This window comes from uncultured Paraglaciecola sp., assembly GCF_937123705.1.
Lineage (GTDB): Bacteria > Pseudomonadota > Gammaproteobacteria > Enterobacterales > Alteromonadaceae > Paraglaciecola.
In genome coordinates this window covers 1-18,279 of sequence record NZ_CAKZKO010000179.1, presented here as the reverse complement: position 1 = coordinate 18,279, position 18,279 = coordinate 1, and the positions used below count along the sequence as shown (strand labels likewise).

Here is an 18,279-nt window from a genome sequence, read left to right as displayed (position 1 = left end):
TATCGTCCCCTAAGTCCTCGTCATAACTCAGTAGGCTGCCTTCTTGCCCGATGTTAAGGCTGGACCCAGCGAGATTCACCTCAATTACCGCGGTTATAGCAGCAGAAGTGCCGTTGTTTATGTTAACAACAGCCGTCCCCCAGGAAAATTGATCCGTCTCATCATACCAGCGTATTCTTAGGCCAGTTCTGCTTGGGTACAACGTGCCCGCTCTGTCTCGCCATATTACCCGCACGCCCTTAACCGCAGACCCGCCACCAGCCGTCAAAGGGTGAAAGAAGTCAGCAGTATCAGCAGGGTAAGATGTTCCGTTTCGCGTCGCAGTTAATCCGGCAACAGCATCAACAATGGTAGCGCTGGATGCGCTCATTGAAAGGGCATAAGATACATTCGTACCTACTGCGCTATCTAACAACGGCGTGCCGCCCGCGATGGCTTGCGCCTGCGCTGCGGTGATGCCCTCAGTGGTGTTTAGGGCCACCCACTCAATACCTGACCTGTAATGCCGGGTTCCCGACAGATCGCCCCTAGTGCCAATTATTAAATTGCCGCCTGAGTTGAACGATCCTGATATGGCTTGTCCAGATGATTCGCTAGCCGTCCCCCCGTCCTCGCAAAATCCACAATAAAGCAGATTGCTCCTACGTGTAGCGTATACGATAGCTCTATCGCCTGTTGCGAGTCCTGTGGGACTATTTAAGAACGCATCGTTACCTGTCTTACACGTAACAGATAGGGGTCCGGATGATCGCTGCAACCACAAATTAAATGTTCCCGCTGCAGGCGCACCGCTGGAAACAATGTAACCAAACTCCGAGCCATCAAATCTAACCTCAATTGCCGCAGCCCAAAACCAATCGCTATCTGGAAGCGTGAATACCGCGTTGTCAGGTGTCGAGTAGTACCTGGATGAATTTGTTGTGCCGAAATCTATAGTCATTATTTATTTCCTGTAAACTTAAAAATGGCGCGCCTAGCCTCGATGATTGCCGCCTAGTTCTCTTGAAAGTTTTTCAAGTCCCCTTAATTTCTCAATTTGCACCCATAAATCCTCTTCCCTGAAGCAGTTAATCGGCTTCGTAATATTGCCGTTAATATCCACCTTTTCTCGCATCAACTCCTTATATCTTTCCCCCAGAATTTCTCGGTACTCGACCTGTTGATTTGAGTGCAGAAGCAAATTACCGTCTTCGTCTTGAACACCAACCCCGATTTGAACTCTTACGCTGCCTCCTATGTTCCACTCATAGCCAACTATGGCCTGTTTCGTTGGCTTCAAAATTTCGTCCTCTTCAGGTATATCTTTAATAATCATAACTATTGCTCCTTTGATTTTAATAAATCTACTTCATATTTTAGTGATGCGATGGTTGCTTGCGCTTCTTCCAGTCTCTTTGACATCTGCTGAAATCCTTTGACCAAAGGGGATATCAAAGATATTTGATCCATAGTCATACATCCATTCTCATTCCATGCTGTTATGGGGTTATCACTACGCCCTATTACTGCCGCAATACGATTAGCTGTAAATCCATTAATAAATCTTCCTGGCTCATTTACTCTCTGGAATATAACTGGGTCTATAGCGTTCAAAAAATCGTAGCCTAATGGTTGCGGCTGTATACCTGTCTTTGTTACCGCGTCACTCGGCTTGTTCTCTATATAAACCCTATTTCCGTCCCCCCGTGTTCGCACCGTGTCAAAAAGAGGCCCGATAACTTCAATATCTGATTGCCCCCCAGACACAATAGCTGTCCCTGTGTTGCATGGATGGCTACGGGCTATCTGATTTGAATTAAAACTACCAATAGTATCTGCGTCTATAGATCCTGTTATATTGCTGGCGTCCACAGAATTCGCAGATCCCGCAGTTGTCGCAAATGTAGCTGAGTCTGCTGTCGTTGCATTATCTGCTGTATTTGCGTGCGTAGCGGTAAACGACCCGCCTGATATCGTTCCATCAACGTGCAAGTCACCTGTTACACGGGATCTGCCCTGACAAAACACGCCGTAACCTGTGCTTAATGCCGCAACTCCCTTGATGCCGTTACCACTACCTGTATGAAGGCCACGTATTGCATCTGTCCCCGAACCCTGCGCCGTACCAAAAACTCCCGCAGCATTAAGAGACCCGACGCCCTGGACGGCTACGCTATTGTCGCTAAAAGCAACTATCCCATTCGGGCTAGTTCTTGACTCGTTTACGTGGCAAGCGGCCGCAACGCTCGATACCGTAGAATTACCCCTGAATCGGGCCTGACCATGTATGCTGAGGTTAGAGCCTCCAAGAATATTTCCTACCACAGATACCGCCCCTGATGCACCGTCAATAGAGAAAGTGGTAGCCCCCGTCAAATCTCTCCCGAATAGCCCACCACCCCCAATGAAAACCCCCCCATTACCTGCAGAAGTTTGAAAAAGGGTCGAAGAACTGACGTTAATGGTTGTGCCTGAGTTCTCCAGTATAGCTACAGTATTGTCACCTGTTGCTACTTCATTAGTTTTATCAACAAAATCCTGTATGGTAAATCCCGTGCCTGGTATTATGGCATCGACCGAAATGAAGCTGTTCGCGCTGACTGTGCCTGAAAATGCAGCTTGCCCTGATGCGTTAATAGTGACAGAGTTTACCCACTGCCCATCACTAGAGCGGTTATATCCCATGCCTATACCCGCAGATGATATTCCTAACGCTGGCTTATTGCTCCCTGTCGCTGCTACACCGTTATATACAGCATCTTTATGACTCAGTACGATAAGGCTGTTATCTTTATCGATAGTCATCGTATAATTGCCGCCTACACCTGCCAAGACGTTTCCAACGCCCGCATCCAAGTCAGACTGTAATTGCGTATTCGTATAACCTGTGGCCCCAGCATCAATTAAAGATAGCGTTCTGCCTGATCCTGATAAAGTTATAGAGCTAGTAAGAACACTGCCAGCCTTAATCGTCCCCTCAAACTCAGCGTCCCCATCTAAAGACGCCAATGAGAAGGTAACGTCACCCGATGGATTTCTTCCCTGTATGCCGCCTGACCCAACAAACACACCAGCTTGGCTTGTCCCAGGATAAGTAAATAGGTTAGATGAAGTTACAGTGATTGCTGTGGCTGAGTTTGACAAAATGTCCGTTGTGATATCACCGCCTGCAGCATTATCGATAACAACCTGAACAGGAACATTATTTAATGTGGCATTAGCTGGTATATTTATCAGCGGCGGCAAGTCGACTGCTATAAGTCTTGTGCTTGCTGCTTGCAATAAAACGTCACGATCATTAATAACGGAAGCCATTAGATAAGCACCTCCATTCTAACTCGGCTATTCTGCCAACTCGTAGAGAGTCCAATTACAACGCCAGTTTTGCCTTGATCAAGGTTAAATCTTGGGTGAGTTAATGTAACCGTGTCACCTAGATTAGTATTAAGAAACTTTGCTCTTGTCACAAAGCTAAATACGAAGCGTGGAACTTTGTAGATGTTTAATAGCCTGTCTGCCTCTGCTATAGCATCAGTTTCACGCAATAACATTGTGTCAATCTGTTTAGGCTCTGATTCGATTTTATATGCGCTCTTTACGGCGGCATCTTCACGCTTAACAGTCAACCATTCTTGCTTGTAGAGTTCTTTGTGCTCTGCTGGTATACCTGTTTCTAAATTATCCTGAACAGTCAAGTTTTTAGCGAAGCCAAGTTTTATTGCAGATTTAATGATTACCTTCTCAGCTATCTGCAATGTATCTTCAATAATATCGTTTTGAGTTATTTCTATTGGTGTTCCCGTGGCTGGCAAAGTAACCTGAATTAATTTCAGCAGCCCTTCACGGCTCATAACTAATTGAGCACCTATACTTCTAGCTAATTTGTTGCATACATTTAAAACTGTATCGCGCGTTGATTTGTGAGTACCTAAAGGTGATGGGTTGGCTGCATTAAATGCATCAACTTGCGTAACATCAATATCAGATAGGGCGAATCGATTATTTGTGTCTCCATATGACGTTGTAAGAGTTTTAATTAAATCGCCAATAGTATTGATCCAAGTTGCAGGCTTATATCCTTGTACACTGGCTGTGATGCGTCCAAATGGAGATTGGTTTAATGTGAACTTTCCATCGAGTAAATTCTTAGTAAATGAGACGGGAACTCCGTTATCTCTAACTTCTATGATGTCCTCTATTGCCCCGTCATGTACTTGATACTCAAGCGTGCTGGGATTTGTAAGTAATGGCGTAATGTTATGAACTTCACCAAAACAAAGTGGCAATAGTTCATCTTTGTTCTTGGTTGCGCCACCTAATTTATTCTCAGTTAGAGGCATATTGAGGCGTTGTAGCTTGTCTCTTACTTTGAGATTTAAAACGCCCCTATTCGCACTATCAATATCCTCAATAATCCCGTTGAATATTGTTCTGAAATCAGAACGAATCCAATTGACATCGCCAATTAAAACCTTGACTGCTCTATTCGTCCAAATATAATCAAGCCAGCCATCTCTACTTCCATCCTGGTTGTTTATCTCAATGTCGCCGAACGATAAAAAACTATTCGATGACAAAGAAACTCGCTCTACCACCTGAATAGAACTACCATTAACAATGGGCTTATAAACTCTGCCTAGAGACGAATCAAAATATACTTTGGTTGATAGATATTCTGTTTGCTCTGATCCATTGTTATTATCAGCCTCAACTAAAATGCATCTGATCGCATCATCATCTGCCAGCCATGCTTGATATTGAGTATCGTTAATTGGCATTAGGCAACCTCCACTGCGCTACGATCCTGCCAGGTTCTTGATTGATCAGATTCATTGTTGGCTTTCATGATCATCTGAGCATTCTTATTAGAAGAATCACGAGTTACATTAATTAAAGCCTCTGTTTGTCGGTTCTGGTCTTCTCTTAGCTGTATTATTTCTTCTCTTAACAGTTTGATCTCATCAGGTACGCTAGAAGGTGTTACAGCTTCACCTTTGTGGACTAATGCTAGTCCGGTGTTAGGAACAAAGTCAGTCCCCGTTTCAAACTCTGCTAAACCATGCTCCCTGGCGATTCTCAATATGTCTTCTTGAGTTGTGCCAAGCACTGAAGCTATACGATTTGAATCAATGCCAAATTCTTCGGCAGTCTTGTGTATAAGAGGGATATTATTAGCGTTCGCCTCAATGAATCTGAATATTTCATCGTCTGATATTGTGAGGCCGCCAGAAACTTTTGATAATTCAGCCTGCGTTATATTGTGCGCATCAGCTATTTGCTCTCTATTTGCGCCGCTTGACGATACAAAATCTATTCCTGAAGAAAGTGAGCCTGATGTTCCCTCGATAATCTGGCTTTGAGTTAGTGATGAATTTCCCTCTCCGGTGACAATATCCGTTATTGCATTAGCAAATTCTTTAATAGAATCATCAACGTTAGATATCCCCTGATCAATATCAACCAGCTTCGTAACAGTTGATTCAAGCTCTGTAAGCTGTAATCTTGCCAAGTCTGCTTCTGTCTGAGCAACCGCGCCAACACTATCAAGCACTGATTGCACAAAGTTGAAATCACTTGTGAATGTGCCACCAGAAGCATTGAATGTTTGTGATGCTTGCAAGAAGCTTTGTGCTATTTCTGGAAGCTTGGCAATTGCATCTGCATCGCCGCCCTGAGCAAGCCTTCTTGTCTCATTAAATTGCTGCCTTGCGTCATCAAGCTTCTGGCCTGGTGTTAATGGTGATAATTCGCCAAGTCTTAACCTGTCCTTGAAGCTGAGTAATGTATTGGAAAGGTTGTCAAACTCAGAGACTACATCTTGTAATGCTATGCGTTCTTTGTTGTATGACGCAACAAGGCTCGCTCTTATTTGAGTGACGCTTCTGGTCGTTTCTGCAAATTCGTTTGCTGCTCCAGTAGCTTCTTTTAGTGCGTTCTTGGTATTTACAAATGCTTCCTGAACGTCAAACAGTTGCCTGACTGCTTCAGCGCCTTCCACACCCAAACCTAGAAAAGACTGGGTTAAATCACCAAACTCTTCTATAGTTAGCTCATTTAAACTTGTACCAAATTCACTTAATACTGCATCAATTGATTCAGTGGCGATGCGTATGTTCTCCGCATCTGTCAGAAAGTTTTTAGAAAAGAACTGAAGGTTTCCTGCCAGCTCATCAATGCCACCAAGAGCATCTACAAGGTCTGTACGACCATCAAAAGATATACCTAATATCTCAGACCTTGCATCAGCCAAAGACAAGCCTAAAACAGTCGCCCCTCCAACCAATAAATCAAATTCATCGTTTAACCTGGATAACGTATCTTTAGACGATTCCCCAGCTTTTGATAGATCGTCCAGCCCTGGTAATAAAGCATCAGTTAAGGCATTAGTAATTCTGGTTAATTCATCGGATACTTGTTCTTCAGATAGAAGTTTCCCTTTTTCAGAAATTAGCGATACTTCACGGCTAAATGAATCTATCCCGTCTGTGCTTATCCCCAGGTTGTCAGCGATATCTACCAACGCGCTAGAGGTTCCGTTGAGGGCTTCGTCAAACGTTAAAAATACTTCTCTAGCAAAGGACGACACATTGTCGACTAATCCGCCTAGCGCTTTATCGTTGTCGGTTAATGTATTGCCAGCTTCATCGACAGCAATGAAATCTTTCTTACTACTTTTAAATAAACTTCCGCTCGCTTTGAACTTGGTTCTTAATAACCCATCTTCAAAGCCTTCAGCGCCAACAGTTCCGGTTAGCTCAGTTGTTTTCTGCTTTAACGGGCCGCGACCGAATAGCGCTTTTAACACCAATGTGGTTATGTCAGGAAGCCCTATTGCCTCGGCAACTTTTCTTGTTGTAAATGTGGCCCCTAGGGATGCAATATCTAAATTCCGCCTTGCATCACTTCCGACCTTGCCTAGTTTAAAGTCTCCGAATTTCTTCTCTAGGAAGTCGACAGCTATCAAACCAGCGCCAACACCCAACCCAATCGGCCCCCCGAATGTCGCAGCAGCAGCAGCCAATCCAGTAGTTAAGTCACTTGCTCCTGTCGCTTTTCCAACTAATGCAGTCACGCCACCAGCTGCAGGATTTGCGTTTGCTATGGCTCTACTTACGCCTTGTGATACAACATCGATTGATTCACTTAAACCATTCTGGCCAGTACCGCCTATTGCTGTACCTGTCCCACCAATAAACGCAGTTCCCGCGCCGCCAGTGTTATTAAATGTAGCGCTGCGTCCAAGCGCCTTATCAAAAGAATCAAACGCATCCGAGCCAAAAGCATCACCAGCTAGCTTCAATGCAGAGGTTATACCTGTTGATATCGAATCACTTATGTTAGATTGACTAAATGAGCCGCCCGATACTGAGTCACCATTAAATAACTCACCGAGTCCTAAAAATTCAGCCGTTTTTAATGCAGCAAATTCAGCGGCTATCTTGGTGACTGTATTTTTAGCTAGATCAACAATTCCATCAAATTCACCTTTGAATGTTTTTGTTAGACTTTCTGCTAAAGTTGTTTGGATATTTCGCGCTGCTTGCTTGGTAAACTGGTCAATACTGTTAAAAGTCTGATCAGCTTTATTTTCCAACTCGTCAAACTCTTTGTGTGCAGCCGCTACCGCCCTGTTATAGTCTTCCTGTGAAAGAACAAGCTTGCCAGTTTCATCAGTAACTTTACGCAATCGATCAAGATTGGAAATCTTGGCATCCAAACGCTCCTGACTTGTTGCAACTGATTCTGTTATTTGTCCAATTTCTTGAAGGTCTGATGCTAACGCACGAGCCGCCTCTTGCTGCTTATTTTCTGCCTGTATCTGTTTCTCAATGATGGCAATATCCTTAGCAGCAGCCTCGGTTTTACCCAACAAAGCAGCCCTTGCTTTCAATAAAGCAACACCAGTTAAACCAGCTTCTTTCGCTTGTTTTTTAAGTGATTCTAAGAACCTTGCGGCTTCAGCCCGACCTTTTTTTGTTGTGTTAGTTACGTTTTCTTGTTCTTCAGATTGTTCTTTTAATGCATTACTATTGCCAGTAACAGCATCAGATAATAAATTCCTTTCGACAATCTGCGCCTCTAAAGCATCCTGATATTTTGTTAATCCATTGATCTCTGCATCAATATCAGCATTTAGTGCATTTTGTATTTCTCCTACAGCAGAAAAATCAAGGTTGGCAATTGCCGCAGCCTGGGCTGCAGCTGCTCCAATCGTCATGCCAACAATATTAAAGACAGAAACAACGCCGCGTGCAGAGTCGGCAATAATAGACAATAAACGTGCGGTATCATCACCCCATCGCTCCATATCACCATTGCTGGTTATGTCGTCTATTTGGCTATCTAAGTCTTTTAACGAGCTGGTATATGCAGTAATTAAGAACCGTGCTGAAAGATCAAATAATCCACCGATCCTGACCTTTAGATTTTCTACTAAACGATCAGTAGATCGAAATTGCTTTCCAGCATTACCCATTGCCGCAGCGTATAAACCTGCTAAAGCAGGTGCCTCAGCCAAAACAACATTCAATCTTGCTGTCTGCTTTTCACTCTGCGTTAAATCTTTCGTGGTTTTTCCAAGCTGTGCAGCAAGATCCTTGTATGACTGCTCAAAACTTACCGTTATCCCGATAGTTTTCAGTACCTCAAGCTCAGCTGATCGTATGCCATGAACAATTCTACCTAATGCCTCAGAAGTATTTGTTTGTCCTACAATAGCCGCATTACGTGCTAAGTCTGCTAATTCTTCGGCTTTGGATAAGTCAAGATGAGCAGAGGCAAGCTTTAACACTGTACGCCTCGACTCGATCATGGATATGCCCATCTTTTGAAGAGATACAGCAGTCGCATCCATCTCTGCACGCTGAATGCCGACATTTCGCCCAACAACACCTAGTGAAATTCCTAATTCTTGATATTGTTGATTAAGCCTTGTTGTTTCTTTGATTACGTTTTTGATTGCGTTCAGACTGAGGCCGATACCGGCTATCTGAGCAGCAGTTCTCAAAGCTTCACCAGCAACGGACTTAAGACCACGAGATGCTGACTGAAATGCAGCATCCGTGAAATCTCGCCCTACTATATCAATAAAAGCTTTTGTCATTTTCTGTCTGCCGCCATGAAGGATCTGAACATGCTACGTACACTTTTCTCAACCTGATCTCTATCAACAACGTCAATTGATACGCCGTATGGTGGTTTAGTGTCTTCCTTCTCGCCCTCGCTCAACATTGCTATGTATGCGCTGGACATCTTCCTAATAACCACAAATTCCCATGAGGTTATACTCACACATGACAATTGCTGCCATGCTAGAATTTCCTGCGAACTTATTACAGACGGGCCATAAGTACCGCCCTGCACCATTCCCAGATTATTCCAATGCTGAGAAATATATGAAACTTCATCCAACTCTGGCAGTAATGGTTGAATTCCATCACTAACCAACTGCTCAAGCCTTGTTACATTATTTCTCTTGTCCTTACCAGTTGGGCGTGAGTGCAACCACCCAAGCTGTTTTGCATATAGGGTTAGGCTTTCTTCGTACCACCGAAGAAGTTTCCCAATTCAGCCAGATGCTCTTTTATTTGGTCTTGAATGTATTTAAGCTTCAATTCCCTAAAAATAGCTTCTGCCCCACCTGGATATGGGAAGTTCTCAAACCTATCTGTAATAGCTAATAGAAATCGAATGTCCGAGTCAGCGTCTTCTTTAGTCTTCCTGTTTTTGGTTCCGACAGAATTCATTGCTCGTTTGGTAGCCTCTCTCTGCAGAGATTGACTAGCTTTTTCATATTGATCAGTAGCAGGGCCAAACAAATGAACACGAACCTGCTTATCACAATATTTCATAGGATCTCCATTTGGCAGATCCAAATCAAGAACACTAGTTTCTTCAAGAAAATACTGACTAAAATCCTCGATTTTGTTATCCATTAAATATCCTTTTTGTTATTAAGCCGCCAAGTCTTCAACAATTCCTGTGCCGCCTGACTGACCAGTCAACTCGAGCGTGCAACTAGCTGTCAGAACATCATCGACACCTGCTGGGTTAGGCTTAAAGCTCATGATCATGGCCTGAAAATAATAAATATCACCATTTTGGGTGGTAAGCTCAAAAGCTGAAGGCAAATCTAAAGCCTGACCAGCCTTCATAAGAATCTGTCCTGCATCGTCGGTATCCAAGCCTAATGTCATATTCATCGATCCAATGTTTACCGATCCTTTAAACTTTCTAATGATCTTGTTATCAATGGATGAATGCGTGATTAATGTGGCTTCTGAGCCAAACTCGCCAAGATTCGTTATTTCACCTACAGTTGTAAATGTAAGCGCCGCATAACCTGCCACATCAAACGTTGCTGGCGCGGCTGATGTTACTTTTAGAGTTGTTCCCACCGTTGTACGAACTGTCATTTCTATTCTCCTATTAAATCAATTGTTCTGGATCTCTCACACCAACAAATTTTGCAGCGTATAGCATAGTAGCAACAGCGATTGGTTGATCTCCTTCATTCGAGATTTCTATTGAAACTTCATCTAAATCAATATTTTTAGATGATATTGTTGTGTCATTTAATATTGCATTCTCGATCTGCACACAAAGACTATCAATTATGTCGTCAACATCATCAAAAGCTCTTTCATATACATGTATAGCAAGCTCAATAATGCGAGTCCTGGATTTGCCAACTGTCAAAGGCTCAGATGCTTCGTTGTTAGTTGTCACAATCATGCATGGAAGTTCGTCTGGACTAATTGTCTTAACCCTACTTAAAAAAACGGGCCTACCAGTTGCTGTTTCCAGCATCGGTTTTATCTTGTCACGCAGTTGCTGTCTTATGTGAGCCATTCAAGGCCTAGCTTTGCTTAGACTCGGCAGACCCATCGCAGCTATGATCTATATCAACTGGCGGCGCTTTGGTTTTTGTTTTGGCATCACCATCAATTAACTCCAACGCATTAGATGCATATTTATGCGTGCTTTCTGCCAACCCTAAAACATCGCCTTTCTTAAACTCAACAGGCTTCATTACCTCATAACGATTTCGACCTAAATCGGTCAAACAATCAGCTCTAGTTTTGACTTGACTATCGGCAAGCTGAACAACACCACCTGGCACTTTTAGAACTTTGCACGCTACTTTGTACTTTTTCATAAATAATCTTTATTAACGTGTTGTCTTATGTGAGCCATTCAAGCCTTAATTCTATTGTTGTCATTCCTGTTCCATCAGGCTGAACACTAACGATTTCATATTGCTTTGCCCCATCTACCGCTTTCTGACCTTGTGCAACACTTGGCATATCGTCTGATTTTGCTGTAAACATCGGATTAGACGACTCAACAAAACCAGCTTCAATATATGTATCATCAAAAATACCGTCTACACTTACAGAGTCTATGATCAAAGTCTTATTGGATAAATTATCAACAACTACCCCATTTACACTTTGCTCAAGCGCAGCAAATGGAGTGGGCATTAGTCGCCTACAGCATTAAATGAACCAATTTTCATTTTTACCGTATCACTAGGATTTGCAGCATCTTCAATAGCAATACCTACACACTGTTGAGATGTTGACGTTTTGTTTACAACACTATTCGCAACATTCCAAAAAAGTCGCTCACCTACGGACACAGCTAAAGCGCTTGTTTTAGCGATTTCGACCACACCCTCAACTAAAAATGCTCCAGATTGTCCGCTTGACACGTCATTGACAGCAACTCCAAAAAGACTTGTGCCAAATCGGAAACCAGTGCCAGACGCAACATCCGAGCTTGGTGTTAAATCAAGAGTGTTACCAGGTTGAATAAAGTTTTTCATCTATTAAGCTCCGTTGTTTTTATACACGCCGCGATAATCAATAGCTTTTGCGGCAAAATCTAACCTAGCCTTGATTTCCATACCATCCACGTCAAAGCCTTGACGAGTCTCAATAAATACGCCGTTATTACCTTCTAAATAAGCATACTCAACCGTATCGATCTGGTTGTTATCAGCCAATAAATACCATGCTGTCGCACTATCATCATCCAACCTAGCCTCAGAGATAACCTCAAGAGCACCCGCAAATGGATTGATTGTATTTGACTGATTAGCAACATAATTAGAACTAACAAACTGTGTCGCAATGGTTTCTAATGCAGCAGGAACAAGCAAGAAACGTGGGCGCAAATTCATAACCACCTTCTTAGGTGTCTTTTGCTTGCGCAACATCTCTCGGCCTTTGCTTAACGAATTAACTGATATCACCGTACCTGTTGATGTTAGATTTACATGGTTTGCGTGAAATAAAGCGTCTCCATCTGATAAAGCCGCATTGCCAGTCAAAATTCCATAAACGGTATCTGACTCATAATTAGCTGCTGCAGTAGCAAACATTGAAGGAATGCGAGTAAACGAATTTAAATCATCATTAATGATTGCTTGTCGCGTAAGTCCGATAATCTTTCCGACTGTAGCAAGTTGATAAGACTCTTTGCCGTCTGTAACAGCACCTCGTTTAAATTCTCCATTCTCATTAACGGTTTCTAATGCAGGTGCATCAGATAATGTCATTCGATTAATAGATTTAAAGTCTGACGCTGAGGATTGACGCGCCCAAGGCTGGAAGGTACGTGGTGCAGCCTCATAAGCCTGTCGCAATGTTTTGTTTGCTACATCAGCAAGAACATCCGGCAAATCGGATGTTGATTCAAATGCACGCGTTGCAACCTGCAAACGATCCATCCCTTTATCATCCACACCCCTGACGCGCATATTTTCTCGTGTCATTTCCAGCAATGATAAACCTCGGTATTGTCTTGCGCCTTCTGGCAGCTCTTTTGATGGATCATAGCGATGCAATAAAGCAGCGCCCATCATTTCACGCCTAGTTTCTGTCTCATCAACGATAGTATGAATATCAGCGCGGCTAGTTGTATCTGTTTTTTCTGTACGCTCTGCAAGAAGATTAATCACTTGCTCTCTAGCATGCTCAATCGATACACCTTCTGAAATCATTCTTTCTGCAACAGAATCATCTAACCCCGCGCCACGCACGGCTTTATTAATTTCAGCCGATCGCTTGCGCTCTGCCTTAATTGCGGAATCTTGAATTTTCTGCTCATCAATGACTGGCTTTTCTTGAATAACTGGCTGCGACTCTTCTCTTACAGCATCTACAACATTTGGTTCATCTTCTTTAATATTTTGCTTTGGCATTTCTTCATCCTCATTTATTGATCGTCCGATTCCAACCGTTGCATCTGCTGGCACATCACATAAAGTTACTTCCATAGGTAACCAGTTAGTAACCCTTATTTCATCAGGAGCATCTACGCTTCTTTTGGTTATTTTTGTATCAATAATTTTGTAACCAACACTTACATTGCGTATTAATCCGTCATTTATATCTTGCAGAATAGGCTTCATGTCATCGCGCCTAGATAGCTTTATTGAAACGTACCCTTTACCGTCTCTAATAAATGCACCTGTAGTAGCTCCGATTGCCCGCAAGCCTGTTTCTGATGTTTTGCTATAACCATGATTAAGAAGCACTGGCGCGCCATCTTCCAGGCGAGATAAATCAACCTCACTGGATTTATGGCCTAATACCTCAATCCAAGGCTCACTAAAAAATGTATCTCTTTGATATGGCGTTTCTGAAGAGAAGGGGAACTCTAAAACAAGATTCGACTCGCTATCCTCGCTTCGAGTAGCTGTCGATAAATCGATATTTCTAGTTAATATTTGCTCTGGCATACATTAAAACCAAGAATGACTTTAATGTATTAGACTATTACCTAGATTACAAAAATATAAAATTTGACACTAAATGAATGTGTTATCTTTTTTGTCAGGATCGACAGGGGTGTCATATGGATATGGGATGCCTTTTTTCTTAAACATTTCTCTATCTTTGGCCAATTCTTCTAATAATGAATTAGGATTGAACCCACGTTCACGCGCTGATTGAGAAAATGTCTTTCTACTTGAAATAAGCTCTTCTGTTTCGCTTTTAACGTCTTTTAATGGATCAACCCAATCAAATCTAGGTGTAGTCCATTCCACCCTTGCGGGTAATTTTATGCGACCACCTGTTAATTCGGCTTTTTTGCCCCAAGCACGAATAACTTTACGACATAACATAGGCACAAAAACCAACCATTGGAATTGTTCAACTTCTCGCCTAAAATCTAACATACCAGCACGAATAGAAGAATAATTCACCTTTGATAAATCACCAGTCATTTGTTCGTAAGTAACGCCAGCCCCTGCAGCAATAGAGTGCAATCTGTTACTTACATATTCACTATAACCAACGGATGCAGGTGGATTATTAAAAGTGATAGATTCATTTGTGCCCAGATATTCAACCATACCAGGTGACAATTCCTCAATCCTTCTTCCTTCTGCATCAGTACTAGATGGAGCAATAGATGAGCCACTATCATCGGTATTTACAACTGCTGTGATGCATGCTTCTGCCGCTTTCCTAACAAGTGTTGCTTCTTCATATTCATCAAGATCATTAGCTGTCATCATGCAAGATGATAAAATAGGCACGCCCCTTGACTGTCCTGGCCTATTTTTCTCATAAATATGGATAACATCATCTGCAACTACCCTGAAAGATTTAATTCCTTTAGCTAAAGGGCTGTTTTCTCCTGGATGTTCTTTAAATAACCAATAAGCAACGCGCTTACCTAAAGCGTTATATTCAATACCATATTGTATATAACCGCCATTCTTAAGCTTTTCAAACTTATTAGAATCTAAATAATCAGGCTCTAAAACCTGCAATTGCAAGGGCACAACTAAGTTATCTGATGGCCTTCTATGTCGTAAACGAACAATACATTCACCAGACTCAAATATAGTACGGGCTATTAAACTCTGAAGACCTAAAAAATCAAAACATCCATCAGCATCACATTGATCAACTTCAAGCGCCCACATCTCCCATAATTCGGCTGTTTTTTTATCCTCTATGTTTGGCATTATTCCAGTGCCAACAACATTGGACGTTAATACTCGTATAACTTTTGACGCATAAGGATTGTTTCTAACCAAATCTCTTGATCTATTTCTTAGACTAGTAAGACTAGGTGCTAATTCAGAATTAGCTGATGTGCTACCAGCTACCCACCCATTAGTACGCCGCCCTGATCTTGCGCCGTCATAACTTCTTTTGTGAATAATATCTAGTGCTTTACGGGCACGCAATCTATTAAGTTTAGCTACAGGATCAAAAACACCTACAACCTCATCGATAAGGTTCATTAATTCATATTCCTTGAAACAAATGAATATCTATTACGTTTTTTAATTGCCCCTGACTCTTCTAAACCAGCCCTAACAACTTTTCTTGCTTTTAATAAATCCTCAATGCTCCGGTACACAACCTCCCTATCTCCAAAAGACACCTTTAATTCACCGCTAGCTATAGCTGATTCAATTGCATCTAATTGGGCTGTTGTAAAACTCATTTTTTACGCCTTCTATTTAAAATACGTCTAACTGTATTCACTGACACACTATATTGCCTCGCTATTTCTCTAAGATCGCCTCTTAAATCCAGTTGTTTGGATATATCAGAATGCAAGCTTTTGGGGCGTTTGGTTATATACACTAACTGACCAGCAAATTCATATCTTATAATTTTGCAAATATCTTTAGTCTTATCAATAGGTATAGAATTTTCTGTCAACAATTCTTGCATCCGATCAATTACGTCCATTTATCCTACCCCTTAATGTACTCATCAAGTTACGACCTCTTCTGAATGTATTCGATTTAGCTCTTTTCTGCGGGGCTACTTCAGGACTTTTAATTATTTCTTCTTTTTTCCATTTTATTAAATTATTTCTTCTTAATTGAAATTGTCTTTCTGTCATTGTATGAAGGCCTATAAAATGCGCAGCAGCGAGGTTATACACCATCAAATCACCGGCTTCATTCCTATCACCTTCCTTTAAATCCCATGCAGAAACTTTTTTACCTCTGTATGTTCTAAGTGTTCGATACTCTGCCACCAATTGCTTATAGTATTGCTCTTCTAATTGGTGGCTAAAATGCGTACACCCTTTACCCTCTGCCCTTTTCCAACCTGCCATGATGTAATCTTTGGCGGTATCCGTTCCAATCATCCATATATAAGCGCCGTTTTTCAAAAATTTACCTTGATAATTAATATCTACAGGAGATCTTTTCCCTAATATAGGTTTACCAGGCTGACTCACGCCTTTTATCCCAAATACGCCGCGTTTTTGCTTTCCTCTGACGAAGTTATATACCTCTTGCGTGAAATGCCCCCCTGTATCTATAAAAGTTGTTTCTATGGGTAAAGTAACGCCTAATGGGTGGTCATAACCAGCCAACAATATTTGATCTAATTGACTCCATAATTCCTCATCACCTGGAGAACCATATAAAACTTTATAGTCCAACACCCAGCGTTCCATTTTTTCACCCCATGCAACAGCTTTATATTCAAGCCTGTTATCTTGGGTATCCACGGCAGCAGTAATGTACAATGCTTCTTCTGGAACCTGACCAAAATCATAAGGCTCAGCTCTTGCCATTAATACATCGTGCTTTGTTTGTTCTTTTTTGCGCTCCCAACAACGAGCAAGTCGAGTGTTATAGAAAACAATCATTGTTTCTTCTATACCCTGCTCTAGTAACTCTTTTGCAGCCTCATACTCTCTCATCAAATCACGCCAAGACAACCAACCATAAGGCAAGAACATTGCATTAGCACAAAATGATTGTGTTTCGCCATCCCCTGCCACGCCGTCAGACCATAAGCCCTTAGAAAACATCTTCGTTTTATCCGACTCATGATGAACACCACCACATTCTATACATGGGTATATTGCATTCTGTCCATCATCTGATAACACAAGTCTTTCAAACACCATTTCTTGAGCATGACCACAATGCACGCATTCAGCTAGAGCATATCTCTGTGTCCCAAGGTTAAATAAATCATGTATTTTTGATTCGCCCTCAATTGTTGGACTTGAGTAATAATAAGATTTTTTATTATGTGCGAATGTCGTTTGCCGAGCCTCAGCAAGCTTTACCGGATCACCCTCACCCTCAACATTTGCATCAGCACGATCTATTTCATCAAATGCAACCCTTCTTGCGGGTACTTCTGATAAGTTTGCAGCAGCGCCCGCAGTAGCAATAAATAAAGCGCCGCCGATATATTCTTTAGTATCTAAGTTATTCTGTGCCTCTCGTGAATTTGGTTTAGCAACACGTTCTTTTAACTCAGGGACAGCAGCTATTGTTTTATCGATACGAGCCGCGATACGTTTATGAAGTTTCCCTGTTGGCATTAACCACAAAAAATTCGACGGCGATTGATGTATTGTCGATCCAAGCCAATTTAACGCGGTTTGTGTTTTAAACATCTGAGATGCAACCATACAAACAACTCTTTTACACGGATGATTGTCTGACAATGCTTGCATTACTTCGCGTGCATGTGGTGTCCTGCTTGTCTTGTAAGGTCCATATTCATTACTCCCTGAAGACTTAGGGATAATCATGTGCCTGTCTGACCATTCATCTACAGACAAATCTAAATCTGGCATAAAACCAGAATAGAAAGACTTTTCTATAATACTGTTAGATGATTGGCAGTTTTGCAAAATTTTCTAATAGCCTCCTATATTCTTGAGTCAAAAAGTTTTCTATCTCTGCGATATCTTGCTTCCCTGCAATTATTGGAGCCATGCTTCTAGCGCTTGTCATTAGCCCATCCCTACATTGCCTTGATCGTTCAAAAAGAATTTTTTCAATTTTCTCTAAGCTAACCAAAGTTCCCATAAACTTTTCATGCTCTGCTGCTGCTTGCAATGCAGCAGATTTTTCACGTAAAGCACGAGCATTATCAAAAAGATCTTTAGCGTTTTGCGTTTCTAAATCTAACTGAGTGCTATTAACATCGTCTTTCAGATCGTCAAATGATTTCTCATTATTCAGGTTTATTTCTGCTCGCTCTTTCGCTGCATGACATTCATTAGCAAAACCATGCATATGTGCTGTTTTTTTTAAGCTAACTAAACTTTCTTTATATTTAACTCGCTTACCATCACTGGTAAGCATCAAACGACCGTCCTGCTTGTAGTTGTGAGCTGTTTGACGCGTAACACCCCGTCTTCTTCCGAACTCAGCTACAGTTATCTCGTTGTCAGTGTAATTTGACATTTTTGTCAGTTGTAAGCCTAATGTGTAAAACAGTCGTTGTAAGTGACTAATTAAAAATAATTTACTAGCGCTTTTTCGGGGTCGCTTCGCCC

The 18,279-nt window shown here is 41.8% G+C and carries 17 protein-coding genes; all 17 read right to left on the bottom strand.

All coding sequences use genetic code 11. From position 1 onward, the window contains the following. Positions 1-940 (bottom strand): hypothetical protein (locus tag Q0688_RS22945; RefSeq protein WP_299082837.1); only part of this gene is annotated, 940 nt, incomplete at its 3' end. Between the two features lie 33 nt (positions 941-973). Beyond that, positions 974-1,315 (bottom strand): hypothetical protein, encoded by a 342-nt coding sequence (locus Q0688_RS22940; protein WP_299082835.1) that lies wholly within the window; start codon positions 1,313-1,315, stop codon positions 974-976. Positions 1,316-1,317: 2 nt separating this feature from the next. Then, entirely contained in the window at positions 1,318-3,294 is a 1,977-nt protein-coding gene (locus tag Q0688_RS22935; protein ID WP_299082833.1) for a hypothetical protein, read from the bottom strand. Beyond that, complete coding sequence (locus Q0688_RS22930) at positions 3,294-4,757, bottom strand: hypothetical protein (RefSeq protein ID WP_299082832.1); 1,464 nt, start codon at positions 4,755-4,757, stop codon at positions 3,294-3,296. The genes Q0688_RS22935 and Q0688_RS22930 overlap by 1 nt, the downstream gene beginning before the upstream one ends. Next, a complete protein-coding gene (locus Q0688_RS22925; RefSeq protein ID WP_299082831.1) occupies positions 4,757-9,082 on the bottom strand; it encodes a hypothetical protein in 4,326 nt (1,441 codons plus the stop codon). The genes Q0688_RS22930 and Q0688_RS22925 overlap by 1 nt, the downstream gene beginning before the upstream one ends. A 427-nt stretch (positions 9,083-9,509) precedes the next feature. Next, positions 9,510-9,914 (bottom strand): hypothetical protein, encoded by a 405-nt coding sequence (locus Q0688_RS22920; RefSeq protein ID WP_299082829.1) that lies wholly within the window; start codon positions 9,912-9,914, stop codon positions 9,510-9,512. 18 nt (positions 9,915-9,932) lie between these two features. Next, positions 9,933-10,394, bottom strand: a complete 462-nt coding sequence (locus Q0688_RS22915) for a hypothetical protein (protein ID WP_299082827.1) — start codon at positions 10,392-10,394, stop codon at positions 9,933-9,935. Positions 10,395-10,407: 13 nt separating this feature from the next. Then, positions 10,408-10,830: a hypothetical protein gene (locus Q0688_RS22910; RefSeq protein WP_299082826.1), complete on the bottom strand. Its 423-nt coding sequence runs from the start codon at positions 10,828-10,830 to the stop codon at positions 10,408-10,410. Between the two features lie 7 nt (positions 10,831-10,837). Then, a complete protein-coding gene (locus Q0688_RS22905) occupies positions 10,838-11,137 on the bottom strand; it encodes a hypothetical protein (RefSeq protein WP_299082824.1) in 300 nt (99 codons plus the stop codon). 25 nt (positions 11,138-11,162) lie between these two features. Further along, positions 11,163-11,462 (bottom strand): hypothetical protein, encoded by a 300-nt coding sequence (locus tag Q0688_RS22900; protein ID WP_299082823.1) that lies wholly within the window; start codon positions 11,460-11,462, stop codon positions 11,163-11,165. Next, entirely contained in the window at positions 11,462-11,806 is a 345-nt protein-coding gene (locus tag Q0688_RS22895) for a DUF2190 family protein (RefSeq protein WP_299082821.1), read from the bottom strand. Before Q0688_RS22895 ends, Q0688_RS22900 begins: the two co-directional genes overlap by 1 nt. A 3-nt stretch (positions 11,807-11,809) precedes the next feature. Then, positions 11,810-13,726 carry a prohead protease/major capsid protein fusion protein gene (locus Q0688_RS22890; RefSeq protein WP_299082819.1) on the bottom strand — a complete coding sequence of 639 codons (1,917 nt, stop codon included), beginning with the start codon at positions 13,724-13,726 and terminating at the stop codon, positions 11,810-11,812. Between the two features lie 69 nt (positions 13,727-13,795). Then, positions 13,796-15,247, bottom strand: a complete 1,452-nt coding sequence (locus Q0688_RS22885) for a phage portal protein (protein WP_299082817.1) — start codon at positions 15,245-15,247, stop codon at positions 13,796-13,798. Then, positions 15,247-15,453: a hypothetical protein gene (locus Q0688_RS22880; protein ID WP_299082815.1), complete on the bottom strand. Its 207-nt coding sequence runs from the start codon at positions 15,451-15,453 to the stop codon at positions 15,247-15,249. Before Q0688_RS22880 ends, Q0688_RS22885 begins: the two co-directional genes overlap by 1 nt. Next, complete coding sequence (locus tag Q0688_RS22875; protein WP_299082813.1) at positions 15,450-15,704, bottom strand: hypothetical protein; 255 nt, start codon at positions 15,702-15,704, stop codon at positions 15,450-15,452. Before Q0688_RS22875 ends, Q0688_RS22880 begins: the two co-directional genes overlap by 4 nt. After that, complete coding sequence (locus Q0688_RS22870; RefSeq protein WP_299082811.1) at positions 15,691-17,571, bottom strand: terminase gpA endonuclease subunit; 1,881 nt, start codon at positions 17,569-17,571, stop codon at positions 15,691-15,693. The genes Q0688_RS22875 and Q0688_RS22870 overlap by 14 nt, the downstream gene beginning before the upstream one ends. A gap of 34 nt (positions 17,572-17,605) precedes the next feature. Further along, positions 17,606-18,279: hypothetical protein (locus Q0688_RS22865; RefSeq protein ID WP_299082809.1), on the bottom strand; the 674-nt coding region annotated here is incomplete at its 5' end.

Excerpts from the sequence above, each read along its gene's own strand:
- Q0688_RS22925 (WP_299082831.1), bottom strand. The coding sequence starts at position 9,082 with ATGACAAAAGCTTTTATTGATATAGTAGGGCGAGATTTCACGGATGCT.
- Q0688_RS22915 (WP_299082827.1), bottom strand. The coding sequence starts at position 10,394 with ATGACAGTTCGTACAACGGTGGGAACAACTCTAAAAGTAACATCAGCC.
- Q0688_RS22920 (WP_299082829.1), bottom strand. The coding sequence starts at position 9,914 with ATGGATAACAAAATCGAGGATTTTAGTCAGTATTTTCTTGAAGAAACT.
- Q0688_RS22910 (WP_299082826.1), bottom strand. The coding sequence starts at position 10,830 with ATGGCTCACATAAGACAGCAACTGCGTGACAAGATAAAACCGATGCTG.
- Q0688_RS22885 (WP_299082817.1), bottom strand. The coding sequence starts at position 15,247 with ATGAACCTTATCGATGAGGTTGTAGGTGTTTTTGATCCTGTAGCTAAA.
- Q0688_RS22890 (WP_299082819.1), bottom strand. The coding sequence starts at position 13,726 with ATGCCAGAGCAAATATTAACTAGAAATATCGATTTATCGACAGCTACT.
- Q0688_RS22935 (WP_299082833.1), bottom strand. The coding sequence starts at position 3,294 with ATGGCTTCCGTTATTAATGATCGTGACGTTTTATTGCAAGCAGCAAGC.
- Q0688_RS22880 (WP_299082815.1), bottom strand. The coding sequence starts at position 15,453 with ATGAGTTTTACAACAGCCCAATTAGATGCAATTGAATCAGCTATAGCT.
- Q0688_RS22870 (WP_299082811.1), bottom strand. The coding sequence starts at position 17,571 with ATGCCAGATTTAGATTTGTCTGTAGATGAATGGTCAGACAGGCACATG.
- Q0688_RS22905 (WP_299082824.1), bottom strand. The coding sequence starts at position 11,137 with ATGAAAAAGTACAAAGTAGCGTGCAAAGTTCTAAAAGTGCCAGGTGGT.
- Q0688_RS22895 (WP_299082821.1), bottom strand. The coding sequence starts at position 11,806 with ATGAAAAACTTTATTCAACCTGGTAACACTCTTGATTTAACACCAAGC.
- Q0688_RS22930 (WP_299082832.1), bottom strand. The coding sequence starts at position 4,757 with ATGCCAATTAACGATACTCAATATCAAGCATGGCTGGCAGATGATGAT.
- Q0688_RS22875 (WP_299082813.1), bottom strand. The coding sequence starts at position 15,704 with ATGGACGTAATTGATCGGATGCAAGAATTGTTGACAGAAAATTCTATA.
- Q0688_RS22900 (WP_299082823.1), bottom strand. The coding sequence starts at position 11,462 with ATGCCCACTCCATTTGCTGCGCTTGAGCAAAGTGTAAATGGGGTAGTT.
- Q0688_RS22940 (WP_299082835.1), bottom strand. The coding sequence starts at position 1,315 with ATGATTATTAAAGATATACCTGAAGAGGACGAAATTTTGAAGCCAACG.